Below are 15405 nucleotides of genomic sequence, written 5' to 3'. Positions count from 1 at the left end.
GTTCAGGGGGACCCGAGGACTCGAGAGCCTAAAGGCCTAAAAGCCGACAACCGAACCCGCCGAAACCTCTAAACCTTGATAAGTGCGTGGCGATTGGGTCACGAGTTGGCTTCCTTCGGAAACTGACCTGCGTCGAAACATGAGCAGGCCAACGAATACATCCTTAATGTCCACACTAAGCAGGAATTATAGGTTCCTGCTATCAATAGGAGCAGGGATTTCATGGGGGCCTGTCTGTTTATTGTATGTACTCAAAAACCTTAACGACTCTTTGTACTCCATGGGTGTTGGCCGCGATAGATACCGCTTCCTGAGCCATTCTTGGGCTAGCGAGGCCCATTAAATAAACCGTTCCCTGCTCGGTGACTATTTTGATTCTGTCTGCTACTACGGCTTCATTGGTTACCATGGAGGTTTTGATTTTAGTGGTCAGCCAGCTATCGTTGCTTTGTACCAGAACGTCTGCGTTTGGACCGATTTCCAGCTCATTGTAAACCTGGCGGACTTTCTCTACGTTCTGTGCGGTATCCCCAGCCAGATTTTTCAGGCCTTTATCGGGTACCTGGCCGATTAGCAAGACAATGCCGTTGAAGCTGATCACTTTGACCCGGGACTCTCTCAGAGCCGGGTCTGCCTTGTTGATATTGACAGCGGTTATGGTTTCAATAGTCTGATCATCCATCCAGGATCCCCAGGTCCGCTGGCTGTTGTCAATGTTGAGGGGCTCTTCGTTAACGGAGTCAACTAATGCTGCGCAGCCGCTGAGCAGGGTCAGTAAGCCGGTTAGAAGTATAATGCCGATGGGTTTCATGATTCCCCCTTTGGTCATGCGTTATTTATAAAAGTTATGTGACGAAATGATTTGACAAAAATTCATGAGAGATTCCCGTTTATTCGGGGGAAAACAGGAACTCATCAATCAGATCACAAAGGCAGTGAATCACCAGTGTATGGACTTCCTGTACACGCTGAGGGCTGTTATCAGGCACTCTTATCTCGACCTCTTCAGGGTGCAGGAGCCGGGCCATATCACCGCCATCTTTTCCGGTCAGGGCAATCACATGAATGTTTCGGTCATGGGCTGCCTGAATGGCCTGAACCATATTTGCGCAATTGCCGTGAGGGGAAATAGCCAGCAGTATATCGCCTTCCTGGCCCAGTGCCCGTATCTGCTTGGAAAACACTTCGTTATAACTTGAGTCGTTGGCAATAGAGCTCATGGTCAGGCTGTCTGCACAAAGAGACAGGGCTGGCAGAGCCGGGCGTTCACGATCAAAACGATTGAGCATCTCAGAAACAAAGTGCTGGGCATCGCCGGCAGCGCCTCCATTTCCACAGGCCATGATCTTTCCTTCGTTCAGCAAGGATTGAACCATCATCTCTGCAGCTTCGGCAATCAATGGCGGGAGTGTCTCAGCCGAGCGGATCTTGGCGTCGATGCTGTCGGAAAAGTGTTGTGTTATACGTTCGTGCATGCGTGAAACCTGAAACCCTGAAATGAAAACCGTTGGCGGGCTTTCATTAATCTTCTGAATCGGTCTTCTGAATCATGACCAGAAGATTTGCTGTAGCTCCATAAGAACCGCTTAAAAGGCACTTTTAATCCATTCTAAGCTGTTTTGCCCGTTGGCGTCATGATTATCAATGGATATTGCATCAAATCGACAAATTCTGTGGTTGTGCTGACGATGATTTTGCAAATAAACGGCAGCAGTATTTCGAATTTTTTTCTGTTTGTGTCCGTTGATAGAGCTGGCGGCATTGCCGTATTTAGAGCGGTTTCGGAATCGAACTTCAATAAATACCAGGGTGGATTGATCCAGCATGATCAGATCTACTTCACCGGTCTTGCAGGCAAAATTGGTATGCAGAAGTGTTAACCCCTGCTGCTTTAAAAACAGCAGGGCTCTTTTTTCCGCCTGAACTCCTTTTCTATTGCTGAGATTGAGCTTCCAGGGCATAGAGGGCCAGGTTGTCAGTGGATGTTGGTTTTATCGCTCTTTTTCTGGAGAGCTGACCTTCAGGGGTCTTTGGCTTAACAATAGGCAGCGGTTTTAATCGGCCATTTCTGAATATTTGCCAGGATAGTTCCCGATGGACTTTGCCGTTTGGAGTAATGCTCAGTGAGCCGGTCAGCCCCTGTAGCTGGCTTCCCTGAAGGCTTGAAAGCTGCTGAAGTCTTGGGTAGAGCTTATAGGCATCAGCACCCAGGGCATAAAGGCTGCCAAGTTGAGTTCTGGACTGCTGCCACAGGGCGAGTATCTGTTGTTCCAGTTGGCTTGAGGCTCCGGGAATCAGCCAGGGCATAATGGGCACACGTATGCCGTCCATGTCCCGGTCCTGGCTGGTGTTAGTGATACCGGAAAAGGCACTGGATGTGGCGTAAACCGGAATATTACCGGCGTACTGGTAGGCCAGTGCGGGTTTGAGTTGTCTGGCCTCCTGGGTATTGGCGCCAATAAATACCATATCAATATCCTGACGGCGGCGAGCCTGGAACCCAAGTCTCTCACCCAGCAGCCGATTGAGCTGTTTGGCTCTTGCTTCACTTTGATCGGTGTGCAGCAACCAGCCAGTCAGGCTACTGAACTGGGTTTTTGCATCAAATGTAGCGGAGCCGACAATTTCACCGCCCAGTTCCTTCCACCTGGCTTTGAAGGAGGTGTTGATTTTTTTACCCCACTCGGTATCGGGCGTAATGATTATTGCGGTTCTGTGTCCATCAAGCCGTCCTCGCTCGGCCGCCATGACGGCTTCGTCTTCTGCAGACAGGCCGAATTGGAAAAGACCGGTTCGGTCATTAGCTTGCTGTGCTGCTGTTCCGGGAACTGAAAGCTGATCAGTGATGTCATCAAGGTAGTTCAGCGCCAAAACCGGGATACGATGGGTAATGTCACTGTTTAACTCTTTTACCCGGCTTTTATTCAGTGGGCCAATAATGAGCTGTGCGCCATCCTCGATGGCTTTTGACGCCAGATCATTAATCTTGCTGTTCTGGGTGTTGTAAAATTGCAGTTCAGGGAGCAGCTCGCCTTTACTCATGGCCTCATAATGGGAGGCCAGCATACCATCGCGAACCGCTTCCCCAATTTTGGCAAGTCTTCCTGACAGTGGCAGTAGTACGGCGATTTTGTCAGGTCGCTCTGTGGAGCTGCTTTTGAGTGTTTCAAAATTTCCGGGCAGGTATTTGTGCGCCGGATGGTATGCCCAGTCCCGCTTCCACTGCTCAAGTCCGGTAAGCTGCTGATCAAGGCTCTGGCCGGTCTGGTAAATCAATGCCAGGGTCAGCCACCCTTTGAGGCTTTGTGACTTCTCTTGTTGATAAAGGCTGTTCAGTCGCTCGGCAGGAACATGCAGGAGAGTCTGCCAGAAACTGTCGTAATGAGGCTCCCGCTCAGTTTCTGTAAGATAAGGGCCGGCCAGCAGCCACTCATCCAGAGCCGCCTGATATTCACCAAAGCGTGAGTAAGCGAGCGCTTTGAGTATGTGTGCCTGGGCGTTGATTTCGGTGTTGCTGCTGATAATGACCGCTTCACGATCAAGCCACTCGAAGACAGCCCAGTCCTGATGATTGATCTGGGCGATTCGGGCCTGTTGAACCGCCAGTTCAGCCTGAATCCGCTTCGGTAGTTGCTCGTAGGGCAGCTGATCCAGAATTTTCCGGGTGCGAGCTGGATCCTTTTGAAGCAATTTCCTGGTGATTTCCAGGGTAAGGCTGGCCCGTTCCGGATAATTGAGCCTTTGTGCCCCGGCCAGTTGTTGATCAATGTTCTTAATGGAAGAGACCGTTGGTGGCAGGGTCGTCTTTGGCTGTGATGAGCAGGCAGTAATAAAAACAGGAATAAACGCAGCCATGGCGATGGCTGGCAGCTTTTTAGACAGGTTTTTTCGCAGAGCGGTTATATGGGTCATCATCTGAAGTCGTGGGCCAGCTCTTCTGGAGGTACTGTTTATGCGCTATTGGCATCCGTTAATTGCTTCGATTGTACACAGGGCTTGGAATCGACACTATAGGTTATGGCGGTTGTATTTTCGAATGCGGCGCTAATTTACTGTGTACTGGTGTGATTTTCAGCGGGTGAACGGTGGGTTTGCCATGCACGATGGAAGGTTTTGTCCGTACTGCTTGCTGGTTGGTTAGTTTGTTGATTTTCATAACTGTTTAAGATGATGTCCATTCATCTGACAGGAGTGGGGCTTATGAATGATGCCAGTATGGGAGGGGTTAAACTTTCAGGACTTGATGCCTTGTCTTTTTTTTACAATACAAAAAAAGGGGGGGCAAAGTTAACGGGAGCTATTTACTGGTGCTTTCACCGGCAGGTAACGGTTGCTGAAACCGAACTGAATAAACGGGTCTGGTCCATGAGGGACACCATTTTCATAAAGTCATTTCTGCGAAACAGAAAAATAACAAATATATCAACGAACGAGGTGCTTCCCGGCACGGCGCATGAAAACGGTTGTGGTGCTCAATCGTTGAGGCAGGCGGCTGATGAACTGGGTGTGAAGCATCTGCCTAAGCACGGGGTATTTCATGGGGAGTCCATAAAAGACAAGAGTGCAGAGCTGGCCATCCACAAGGCTACCATGGAACCGTTGGCTACTGGGCGAGGAGATACTATAAAGCTGGATATGGGCTATGCCAGTGTTGCTCAGATCCTGGCAGCGGCCAGGGCAATGGGGCTGAAAGGCAGGCTATATTCATCCCGCAGGAACTGGGCAGAAATGCATTTGCTAAGACCTGAGGCTGAGGTATGGCGGAAAATTAATGGTTACTCGTCCATTAAGCTGGGCTCAGTGCCATTTTTATGTGATCAAGAAAGGTTGCTTTTGCACTGCAAGGCCGGAGAAGAAGGACATATTGTTATGCTGCGGCCTGATGGTGGTTGTTATGATCCGGGCACCGGCAAACAGTATTCAACCCGGGCTGAATTCATGGAGCAGACTCAATGGAAGTTTTCAGGGTGGTCAATTTTGATTCACGCGTCTGAATAGCAAGTGTAATAATTTCTAAAGGGTTTTTCGGGAGCCTGCGGAAAAATTACCTCGATTTTTTCGGTTATGTCAGTACGGGGTGGCAGTGGGTTAGGGGGTTACTGTTCAAAAATTTTACGTAAATACAGGAAGCGGCTTTACAACATCTACAGAGTACTAATACCTCTAGCTGCTGATCATGCTTTTTAGTAATGTGAGTTACTTTTTAAAAATTCTCTTTGAGCTATCTGGACCCATGCTCCCCAACGTCAATAAAAGGCGATGGAACAATCCATGGGCGGTAGCGTGCTTTTTGGTTAGCTGGTAACTTTGATTCACATAATGCACAAAGAAAGACCTGACCCGGTTTTCGTTATTGCGATCATTTGAGGCGAATAGCGAGCTATTCAATGAAAAGGATCGTGAAAAAAGGCCAAATCCGGCTTTTTCGCAGTAGGTCAGTAGTAAGTCCGACAAGGTCCTAGAAAGAAGATGAAAGTGACCACCTGCTGTTCGAATTCACTAGGATTTATATTGTTTTTTATACTTCAATTGCTTTTTTACAGAAAAGCCATGGCATCTTGTTTTTATGTACAACGAAAGATTACGAAAAGAAGTCAGTACACTGCTCTTTGATATAGAACGAAACTGTCAAGAAGTTTATGGTTCGTCACCTTTTCAAATACGTCTGGAGAGTATTAAGGCGTTGTTGGCTGCCGATGAATTTCGTATTGCCGTTGTGGGTGAATTTAGTTCTGGTAAGTCAACTTTTATCAATGCTTTGATTGGATATGACATTTTACCTCACGCGAGGTCTGAGACGACGGCCACTATCACTCATGTCCACAATGTGAGTCAAGGCGATGCTCGTTGCGGCAGTGTCGAGATTGAGTTTGTCGATGATGAGCGCGACAACCTGATACTTGATATTGCCTCTAATCCTGATGCATTAAAGAATTATGTCACCACGTTTTCAAAAGCTCACCGAGTTGTGGATGAAATTAAACTTGTCCATATCTATGTACATTTTTTGAATGTTGAAGATCCTGTCGTACTTATCGATACCCCAGGCCTCAATGGTACCGCTGAGGGGCACCGCTCCGTCACCTTGCGTGAAGTGGAGAAGGCTCATGCCAGTATTTTTCTTTTTCATTTGCGGGCATTAACTGAATCAGATCTTGATTTTCTGAAAGATTTAGCACGGCATCAAAGTTCTATTCTCTATGTCATTAATCATATTGATGAGATTAAGGAATCTGAAGGCGAGACGGTAGCGGAAGTACTGCAGGATTTTCATCAACAGATCACCACCCTATTCGCTGATGTACATTTTGAGGGGAAAGCATGCCGGACTTTCGGAATCTCGGCACTGAAAGCCCTGGTGCATAAAGACAACACTATTCCTAAATTATATAGCTCAGATCTGGCTGAACTCACTGAACTGGAGCGGGCTAAGTTATGGGATGAATCTCTATTTGGCATATTTGAACATGCCTTACAAGATTACCTTGTAACAAGCCGGGAGCAGGACTTTAAAAGTACCGTTATCAAAGCAATTGAAAGTGTTATTGCTGAAATTTCTAACAACCTCCAGCAAGAAATAGATTGTATTGAGCTGCAAATTAGTCAAGGCGACAATCATCGTGTTAGTACGTATATTTCTGAGCTTACCAGCCGTCGAGAAAATAGTTGGGGCAAGATCGAAAGCTACTTGAAAAATCGTTCAGCTGTGTTGAAGGCTGATGCAACCGCGCATACTCAAGACAGGCTACTGGAAATCAGCGAAATATTAAAAGCACAGATCAACGAGTCGGATTTGGATACGTTGCAGGCTGCTGTAGAAGGCAATCGATACGGGAAGGAAATTAACCAAGAGGTGAATACGCTGCTTAGAAGTTTACAGCGTTTACTGAAGATTAGTTTTGAAGATATTTATGAAATAGGTATTATTGAAACGGATCGTTTTACCTCTGAGGTCGTAATTAAATATGATAAAAAGCATCAAGTACAGGGGCTGAAATTTCACATCGATGAAAACATCCTGAGCAAAGACAAAGTAAAGCTAGCCGAAGAAAAAGGGAGCCTGTCTGATCTGCGGGTGGATTTACATTCTACAGAAATAAAAAATCAATTAAGCCTAAACCAACGTAAAGAATTTCTAGCTGAATATAACCGGCATGAATCACGTATTGAAATGACGAATACTGCGCATTCAAAAGCTGAACGCGGTTTAGGTAAGCGCCCAGGTGTGAGCTACAAAACAAAAACAAGGTCTGTATCAAGAGACGGTTTGTTTGGCAGTTTTTTAGATGTATTTACAACTAAAACAGAAAGTTATCAAGTCGAAGATTCCAGTCAGAGAAAGGCTTATGACCGAGAGATGGATAATATCAAGCAGCAGTATTCATCACAATTAAATACGCTTTATCTCAAAAAGAGTAGCCTTGAAGAACAATTAGATGCGTTGAAGAGCACTGCACGTATCACGGATGCAAAGCAGCAACAGCTCAAAGATAAAATCCGCCGCCAAGATCAACGTGTTAGTGAAATGGACAATCACTTGCAAAATAAACTCAAAAATCATCGCCTACAAGTAACCAGAGAAAAGCGCGAAGAACTTTGTGGAAAAGTTGAGCACAGTCTCTGCAATCAAGTGTTAAAAGCACTTGATAAATCGCTTGGCGAAAGCATCAAAAATGAATCCATTAAAATAAATGATAAATTAAAACAATATCATCAACGTAAATTCGAACAGTATTTTAAAAAGTTAACAGCACTTAATGGGAGTAGTAAAACAATCGACCTACCATCGTTGAATGCTGCGTTATTAGAGTTCAATAAATTATCCGTAGCAGTAAGAAATTTAAAGGAAAGTGAAAATGCATTACAAAACGCAATATGATGAACGCAAAAACAGTGTATTGACGCTTCTGAACCAAGCGCGCGAATTTTACCAAAGTACAGATAAGATTGAAAATGAACAAGCATTTGAAGCGCTGCATACTCAGGTTGAAAATGGTGAATTTACCATTGTTGTTGTCGGTGAATTCAGTGCCGGTAAATCGACATTTCTCAATGCCTTAATGGGAGATAAATACCTGCCTTCTTTTAGCGGTGAAACAACGGCAACAGTTAATTTTCTGGCACATAAAGATAAAGCGCCAGAAGGTAATGGATTACGTGTTGTTTATAATGACGGGAGCACGAAAAGTTTTGCAGAAGCATCATTTGAAAATGTGGAAAAATTTTCCACCACGAAAGGAGAGGAAGATGTTGCGCAAAACATTTCTCACGTCGATCTATTTTTAGAGTCAGATTTTTTAAAAAATGATGTTATTTTAGTCGATAGTCCAGGCTTAAATGGAGTGCGAGAAGGGCATCGTAAAATAACTGAAGACCAAATAAAAAAATCCCACGCTTGTATCTTTCTTTTTAATGCGCAACAACCAGGAAAAAATTCTGACTTTGATTTTTTAGAGCAGTTAAAAAGTGAGGTAAGTACTGTTCTTTTAGTGCTGAACAAAATTGATACTATCAATCAGGAAGAAGAAAGTATTGATTCGGTGATGGGGGTGCTGGGTAACAGTTATCAGACCAAATTTCCTGAAGTCACAACCATGCCTGAAATTTGGCCGTTAGCTGCATTTAATGCGATGGTTGCGCGAAGTGACAAAACATTAGGTGCCAAAGACTACACCGCAGACGAAAAGAAAGTGTTACTGCAGAACTCTCAGTTTGAGGCGTTTGAACAACGCTTATGGCGTTTTCTAACACAGGGTGAAAAGGCACGGACAGAATTGCTTGAGCCAGTAAATAGGGTTGTCAGCCTTTTAAATCGCAGTTTTAAAGATAATGAACTGTTAATCATCGAGTTGCAGGATAGTAAAAATAAAGCGGAAGTACACGAACAGATCACAGCACTTGAAGCGCAGTTAGAGAAGCTGAATGTAACGGTGCAGGACAAGAAAAGAACCATTAAAAAGAAAGTGAGACAATGTCGTTCGAGTGCCGAAAACACACTGTCTGGTAACCTGGAAAATGTACGAGAGAATTTTTTAGCCAAATTTGACCGTGATTTTATCAAAAATAGTGACCGGTTATTAATGGATGATGCCTTGAATAAAACGCTCGTTCGTTTCTTAAAACGAGTGGATGAGGAAATAAATCGCAATATTTCATCGGTTTCCCGTTCTTTTCAAGCCGAACTTGAGTGCAGTATTCAGTCTGTGATCGATGGCGAAGTTGCAGATTTGAATGAAGAGTTTGCCAAATTGACTAAGCCTATTGAACTGGCTCATAGCTGTGAGTTGGATCAATATAACTTTTCGCTTGATTTCAGCGAATTGGAAAAAAGGCGAGTGGCTCTAGAAGGGGAAATAGCCATAATAGAAGAGCGGCTTTCGGAGGCTGAAAAGGAAGAGATCAACGCAATCAAGCTTGAAGAAAAAATGGCAAGCTTGCAAAGCAGGCTGGTGTCGCTTGAAAATCAAAAAATCAATACCTTGATAGGCAAAGGTACTGCGCCTGGTGTAGAACGCCACACCAGTTATAAAGATGTAAAAGAATCAAGAGATGGGGTATTAGGCTGGGTAGCAGAGAAATTGGTGGGGAAAAAAAGGATTAAGGTAGACGTTATTGTTGAGCATGATCATCGGCAGAAACAGTATGAAAAAGACATAGAGTCGATAAATGCTGACTTTAGTGAGAAAATCTCTGCGGTAGCTAACGAACTTAAACATTGTGATAAACAAGACTCTATTTCATCAGGACAGGATCAAAAACGCCTTTCTAAGCAATTATCTGTACTTGAGGATAACAAAAAGCGAGAGACCGAAGTATTTAACCAAAAGCAACAAAAACATTTCACTAGCCAGCTTTCAAAACTGCAGGAAGAGATTGAAGAGCAGATTGATTTTATTCGTCGTGAAGCAGCCAGTGAAGTCAGTGTAAGGTTGAAAGATCAGGAGAGTGCATTGGTGCCGCTATTGCTGGCTAATCTCGAGGCACACCTGTCTGATAAGTTAATACGCAAGAACGAAGACCTTAAATTTAAAAAAATAGAGTTAGAGAGTTCTGTTTCTGAGCGAGAAGAAAAAGTGGATTATTATCAGCAGCAAAATAGAAAAATTAAGGAGATCTTAATGCAGGCTATAGAACTTGAAGCTGATCTTAACGCGATTGAAGCGGATCAGGTAAAACAGCACAGTATTATACCCTCCCTTGAGTTGGTAGCGAGCTAAACCATGATAATAGATATCCAGCATGCGCTTGAAAATTTAAAAGCCGTTACGCAGAGCCTTGATACTGCAGAGCAAGATTATAAACAGATTGAATTGCTGCAATCTAACATCCGCGATAAACAGTTTTACTTACCTATTGTCGGTCAGTTTTCGGCAGGGAAATCTCATTTTATCAATAATTTGCTTGGGAGGATGATACTGCCGTATAAGACCACGGAAACGACGTCTTTTTTAACGACAATTCGTTACAGTGAGACCGAAAAGTTTGTCGTGAAAAAAATTAACGGAAAATCACTTTCATTGGATGTATCTGCGGCAAGTGCTTTTAATCAACAAAATATAGCAAGTGGTGCTTTGCAAGATGAAATAAGTGGCGTTGCAATCGATGACATTGAAAGTCTTGAAATTCATATTAATCATCAGCTTCTTGCTGATGGGTTAGTGTTAGTTGATACCCCCGGCATTAATACGCTAAACAAAGCCCATGAGGCCTTTACTCATAATTATTTGCCCGCTGCGCAAGCTTTCCTTTATGTGAGTAGTGGTTCACCGTCAGCGTCAGATATTAACTTCTTACAGCAGATATCTGACTATGGTTTGGACATTATTTTTGTCAGAACCAGAATGGATGAAATTAAACAAAGTGAGGAGTCTTATGACATCGCCGTGATTGGCGATAAGATTATCCTTAAAGATGTGCTTGATACTAACAAGTATTATTTCGCTATTTCAAATCTTCTCACTGATGGTGACTGGGCGATGAAATTTGCTGAGGTGCGCAGTTATATTAATGATTATTTTTCGATTGGTGTACAACAGGCACTTGAACGCAGTGTGGCATCCAAAATTAACCGATATACCTGTGCTTATCGAAAAACGCTTGAGGGACAGTTACGACTGCTTGAGCGAAACTTTGAAGTCTGCCCGGAAACTTTTAAAGAAAGCGTCGATGCCATTAATAATGAAATAGATCTACTGACGACAGATCATGCTAATTTGAAGTCAGCCTTAGAAAGTGAATTTACACTGGTTAAAAGGGAAGTGATACGTGAAATTGAGCAGCATAAAACGAACTATTTAAATGCCTACCGTAGCGAGCTTGTCGCTGGTGATTTTGCTAACACGGCTATGCAGGCTCAGCAATTTGGCAATGAGTTTCTGCGCCGGTTTTCTCTAGAGCTTAACCTAAGTATATCCTCGCGTCTCATGCGCTCTATCGAGCTAATCTATAAAAAGCGTAATGAGCAATTTGCTTATCTTGAATCGATTGGTGCTGATATTTTAATTGAAGATTATGTTTGTCAGATGGTGGCCCCAGATTTTAATGAAATGACCAGTAAGAGTAATGAGTTTCTCAGCTCCATTGCGCTTCAATTACAGCAGATCAGTAATGATGTTGAACGCTCAGAAATAGAGATGTCAAAATTATCTCATCAGGCACAAGTGCTAAGTGAAGACGTTAGCATAATTAATGATGATGTTTATGAATCAAAATCAACGTGTCATGAATTAGAATATGTACCACAGTATATCTGTGAATCAGGTGATCAGACTGTATCAAAATTTTTTGGCACTGTAGGAAAAATTGCCGATGTGGCGTTGATGTTCATACCAACGCCAGTAGGGCCAGCAAAGGCTGTGCATAATACCACAAAGGTCGCCAAAGCAGCCAAGAAAACCAAACAAGCGTTAAATATTATTAAATCCACCAAGCAAGTGATCGATGAATATAAACCTAAAATAAAGCAAGCAGCCTATGATTTAAAAGAATTTAAGACATCAGCAAATAACATAGTAGGAGAAATGGCAGGCTCGGATAACGCTAAAGATAACAGTATTGGCGATATGGCCTTTAAATCACTTGAATTGCTGGATGTTGAGTTCTGGATGCGAAAGATGGGTGAACAGTTTGATACCCCGCCATCAACTATGGTGGATGAAGAGCATCGTCGACGTTTTGAAAGAAAACGTACTGAGGCCGAGCAACAGATGTTGCAGAAAGTGCAGCAGCAGCTGCAGAAGATGAACGAGCTTGGCCTTCTTAAAGAAAAAGCGGAATATGAAAAGAAAAATCAAGATCTGTTAGATAAACGCAAGCTTGGATTACAGCAAGAGCTGCAGCTAATTGAAGCGGATTATATGCAGGAGAAACGACAGCTGGAACTGACCAATAAATGTAATTTTTATTGCCAGCGTATGGATGAATCGTTGGCTGATTATGTATCTGGAATTAAGTCTAAAATTGATAATATCATTGAAGACTTCACAATAAAGCTGTTGCTTTCTGTGATGGTGGATGGCGAAGCGCGTCTAAATAGCTTCAAATCTCAGCTTAATACTGTACAGGAAAGCCAGCGTTTATCTGCAGTAGATAAATCATCTAAAGTGAATGAGATTGAGCAGTTGCTTGTTATGTTGGACGGTATATCGGAAGGCATAAATGGCAATTGATCTTAAGCTTGATCTGCAGAACTATCAGAGTGTATTTGTACTTGGTTTGCCAGAGCACCAGAGATATAGCTTGTTTCAAGATCTTTTAGGTGAAAGCTTAAAAGAGTATATGCCGGTGAATTACCTGCATAGCGGCAACAATAAAACCTTCATCTTATTTAACCATCCAGAAGAGATCGGTTTTGTTGATACGGAGCAGGGCTTGGCAGTGCTAGGATCAGAGCTCGGTGCGAATAGTGATGCAGAGGTTTATTATCTTGCCGTTCCTAGCGGTAGCCTTCCGCTAGGCTTTGTGTTTATTGTACCTCCACCATTTCAGACCAAAAACTTTTTGCCAGAGCATAAGAGCAACCCTTTTTTGTTAGATAAAAATGGCTGGGTAGATAACTTATACGGAATTATCTGGTGTGATGCATTTCCTTACGCTGAAATGACCAATAAATACATTTTAGATGGTATCGATGAGTGGTTTACACATAGAGGCAAGGCTGTAAACATTTATTTGAGCTTGTTTGAATCGAACAGGAATGCAGTCACTGACTTAGCAGATGAAGGGAATGATCTTCAGCATGCTTACTCACAGGCTATTTTAGCGAGAAGGTTGGCAGATATTGGCCCGAATACGCAACCTGCTAGCTACTTTAGGCAGTTGCTTGTTCCGCATGATTCTTTCATCAGTGGACAACGAAAAATATTCTTATCTCAAGTTGATAAGTTTAGTTATTTCTTTGCAGACAAAGTGCTGTTTTCAACAAATTATGAGTTTTTTTGTGAAGATTATATCGAAGAATATTTGCAGCCGAATCGATTTGATACGCTGTTTTCCTTTGATGCCTGGCTACGTATTAGTCATCATGACGCTGGAAGAGTTCATTTAATGAATTTTATTTATACCTGCCATGAAAAATTTCTTTGTAGCTTGAGCGAAGATTTTTTTGATAGCGTGAATATGCCTTTTTTGACAGTGATGGAGGACAAAGGTTATCAGCTTCCTTTTGATGAACTATCAAAGGCGATGGCGAAGGAACTGAAGATCACAGCAGATAAGTTGATGAGACAGTTTAAAGTACCTCTTAATAAGGAATTAAAAGCACTTTCACGGTTAGAGTTTACTGAGAAAGTAAAAAACGGAAAAAAAATGTTCACAGAAAATGTGATTAATTTTTATAAAGAACAATGTGCAGCATTAATTTATCGCTTTTTAAAAAAGCAAGTAAATTCCCTTAAATTTAATTGAAGGAAATAGTTAATATGCTCGATATCCTTAAAGCTATATCCGTTGCATCTGTATTGGCTTTTTTACTTATTATCACGCAATTACCAGGTTATTTGGTGTTTGCTTATGTGTTATTAGCATTATGCACTTTGACAGTATATGCACAGGGAATGCTCAATAGAAAAGAAACCTATCAGCGTGAAAAAGCGAACATTGAAAAATTGATGGCTCCTTTCCAGCAACAACATAATGACTCACTCAATCATCACCTGATAATGACGGATGCGATTGAAGAGTTAAAAACTTATACAATCGAAAACAAGCAACACTTTGAAAAAGCTTGTCTTAAGCTTGAAAGTCATACGGCCCAAATAGCCGATACTCTAGAGCAAAAAATGCAGAAGTTTGTTGCTGCGTTGGAAGCAGTGAACGAAAGACAGCTGCAAAAACAAACAGAGAACTTGGCTAAGACAAATGAGAGATTTTTGGTCATGTCACAATCCTTAAGCAATGAATTGGCTCTTCACAGCCAAGCCAGCTGTGACAAACAGGCTAGTCATCTTGAGCAAACGATTGTCCAGTTGCAACCGGTTGTTGAGGCGGTAGAGGCGATGCGTGAACATACAAGAAAAATCACCAAGACGTTTGAAGCGAGTAGTGCTGAACTGCAAACCACGATTGGTCAGCATACCGTGGCATTGGGCGCGATTGTTGATAAAACAATGAAAGAGCTTGTGGAAGTGTCTGATGATAATGCACAAGAAGTTCAGGATAAAATAGCCAGATTGGTTAATGAGCTGCAGGACGTTATGAGAAACTCGCAAAAAGCGCAGAATCGTACGCTTGATTCTCTTCGTGATGATATTCAGACCATGGTTAACAGTCAGCAGCAGACTCAGGAGCAGAGCCATAAAACACTGACTTGCCTAGAAGCGTTTAAAGATGAGCTTACAGCATTAAATCAGAAGGATCTGCATTTGCTAGAGAGCATTCTGCATGGATAACTCAGCGGCACTTCTGCTTAAATGTTTTGAGCAACTTGAACGTCAGGTCAGTGCTGACGGAGCATATATTTATAAAATTATGCGGTCTGAGGATTCACATCTTATCCAATTGATCGAGACATTTGATAGTCTGTTACACAGGGCAAGGCACTATGTTTTTATTGGACTTTTAAGGCAGTCTATAAGATTGCTCATTGCGTTAAATACATTAAGTATGAAAATACTTGAAATACTTAGTAACTGACTTCTTCTTGTAGTTGTCTAATGAACCCGGACACCATTTTAGGTGGTAAAGTTACCACCTTGATTTAGAGGTGTTTGGCTCAGTTCCAGATAAGTGTTGGTGTTTTAGCGTAAGTTGCTGAAACCTGATGTAGGTATGCGTCAGGCAAAACCCGTCTACACAAAATAATTAATCATTAGGTAAACCCCCGGCTATGCCGGGGTGACTCGCATAGGTTTTACCGAGGCTTCGGTAGCTAACCTTGATGATTCCACCAAGAATCAAGAGGTTTAA

At 42.8% G+C, this 15405-nt stretch carries 10 protein-coding genes; 6 read left to right on the top strand and 4 right to left on the bottom strand.

The features are described from left to right. Positions 1-238 precede the first annotated feature (238 nt). The 4 genes from RM811_RS17805 to RM811_RS17790 form a co-directional block, all read right to left on the bottom strand. Positions 239-811 carry a BON domain-containing protein gene (locus RM811_RS17805; protein WP_402527009.1) on the bottom strand — a complete coding sequence of 191 codons (573 nt, stop codon included), beginning with the start codon at positions 809-811 and terminating at the stop codon, positions 239-241. Positions 812-890: 79 nt separating this feature from the next. Next, positions 891-1475, bottom strand: coding sequence for a phosphoheptose isomerase (locus RM811_RS17800; RefSeq protein WP_402527007.1), 585 nt, complete (start codon positions 1473-1475; stop codon positions 891-893). 111 nt (positions 1476-1586) lie between these two features. Beyond that, positions 1587-1961 carry a YraN family protein gene (locus tag RM811_RS17795; RefSeq protein ID WP_402527005.1) on the bottom strand — a complete coding sequence of 125 codons (375 nt, stop codon included), beginning with the start codon at positions 1959-1961 and terminating at the stop codon, positions 1587-1589. Further along, entirely contained in the window at positions 1933-3915 is a 1983-nt protein-coding gene (locus tag RM811_RS17790; protein WP_402527003.1) for a penicillin-binding protein activator, read from the bottom strand. The genes RM811_RS17795 and RM811_RS17790 overlap by 29 nt, the downstream gene beginning before the upstream one ends. Before the next feature lie 285 nt (positions 3916-4200). On the opposite strand from RM811_RS17790, the gene RM811_RS17785 reads away from it, so the two are divergent. From RM811_RS17785 to RM811_RS17760, 6 genes are all read left to right on the top strand, one after another. Beyond that, positions 4201-4998, top strand: a complete 798-nt coding sequence (locus RM811_RS17785; RefSeq protein ID WP_402527001.1) for a hypothetical protein — start codon at positions 4201-4203, stop codon at positions 4996-4998. 568 nt (positions 4999-5566) lie between these two features. Beyond that, complete coding sequence (locus RM811_RS17780; protein ID WP_402526999.1) at positions 5567-7879, top strand: dynamin family protein; 2313 nt, start codon at positions 5567-5569, stop codon at positions 7877-7879. After that, entirely contained in the window at positions 7857-10217 is a 2361-nt protein-coding gene (locus RM811_RS17775; protein ID WP_402526997.1) for a dynamin family protein, read from the top strand. Before RM811_RS17780 ends, RM811_RS17775 begins: the two co-directional genes overlap by 23 nt. Positions 10218-10220: 3 nt before the next feature. After that, positions 10221-12668 (top strand): dynamin family protein, encoded by a 2448-nt coding sequence (locus RM811_RS17770; RefSeq protein ID WP_402526995.1) that lies wholly within the window; start codon positions 10221-10223, stop codon positions 12666-12668. Next, complete coding sequence (locus tag RM811_RS17765) at positions 12658-13905, top strand: hypothetical protein (RefSeq protein WP_402526993.1); 1248 nt, start codon at positions 12658-12660, stop codon at positions 13903-13905. The genes RM811_RS17770 and RM811_RS17765 overlap by 11 nt, the downstream gene beginning before the upstream one ends. A 14-nt stretch (positions 13906-13919) precedes the next feature. Next, positions 13920-14888, top strand: coding sequence for a hypothetical protein (locus RM811_RS17760; protein ID WP_402526991.1), 969 nt, complete (start codon positions 13920-13922; stop codon positions 14886-14888). The last annotated feature ends 517 nt before the right edge of the window (positions 14889-15405 follow it).

This window comes from Endozoicomonas sp. (assembly GCF_031844845.1).
Classification (GTDB): Bacteria; Pseudomonadota; Gammaproteobacteria; order Pseudomonadales; family Endozoicomonadaceae; genus Endozoicomonas.
This window is presented reverse-complemented; position numbering and strand designations above follow the sequence as displayed.

Excerpts from the sequence above, each read along its gene's own strand:
- RM811_RS17805 (WP_402527009.1), bottom strand. The coding sequence starts at position 811 with ATGAAACCCATCGGCATTATACTTCTAACCGGCTTACTGACCCTGCTC.
- RM811_RS17775 (WP_402526997.1), top strand. The coding sequence starts at position 7,857 with ATGCATTACAAAACGCAATATGATGAACGCAAAAACAGTGTATTGACG.
- RM811_RS17795 (WP_402527005.1), bottom strand. The coding sequence starts at position 1,961 with ATGCCCTGGAAGCTCAATCTCAGCAATAGAAAAGGAGTTCAGGCGGAA.
- RM811_RS17790 (WP_402527003.1), bottom strand. The coding sequence starts at position 3,915 with ATGATGACCCATATAACCGCTCTGCGAAAAAACCTGTCTAAAAAGCTG.
- RM811_RS17785 (WP_402527001.1), top strand. The coding sequence starts at position 4,201 with ATGAATGATGCCAGTATGGGAGGGGTTAAACTTTCAGGACTTGATGCC.
- RM811_RS17780 (WP_402526999.1), top strand. The coding sequence starts at position 5,567 with ATGTACAACGAAAGATTACGAAAAGAAGTCAGTACACTGCTCTTTGAT.
- RM811_RS17770 (WP_402526995.1), top strand. The coding sequence starts at position 10,221 with ATGATAATAGATATCCAGCATGCGCTTGAAAATTTAAAAGCCGTTACG.
- RM811_RS17765 (WP_402526993.1), top strand. The coding sequence starts at position 12,658 with ATGGCAATTGATCTTAAGCTTGATCTGCAGAACTATCAGAGTGTATTT.
- RM811_RS17800 (WP_402527007.1), bottom strand. The coding sequence starts at position 1,475 with ATGCACGAACGTATAACACAACACTTTTCCGACAGCATCGACGCCAAG.
- RM811_RS17760 (WP_402526991.1), top strand. The coding sequence starts at position 13,920 with ATGCTCGATATCCTTAAAGCTATATCCGTTGCATCTGTATTGGCTTTT.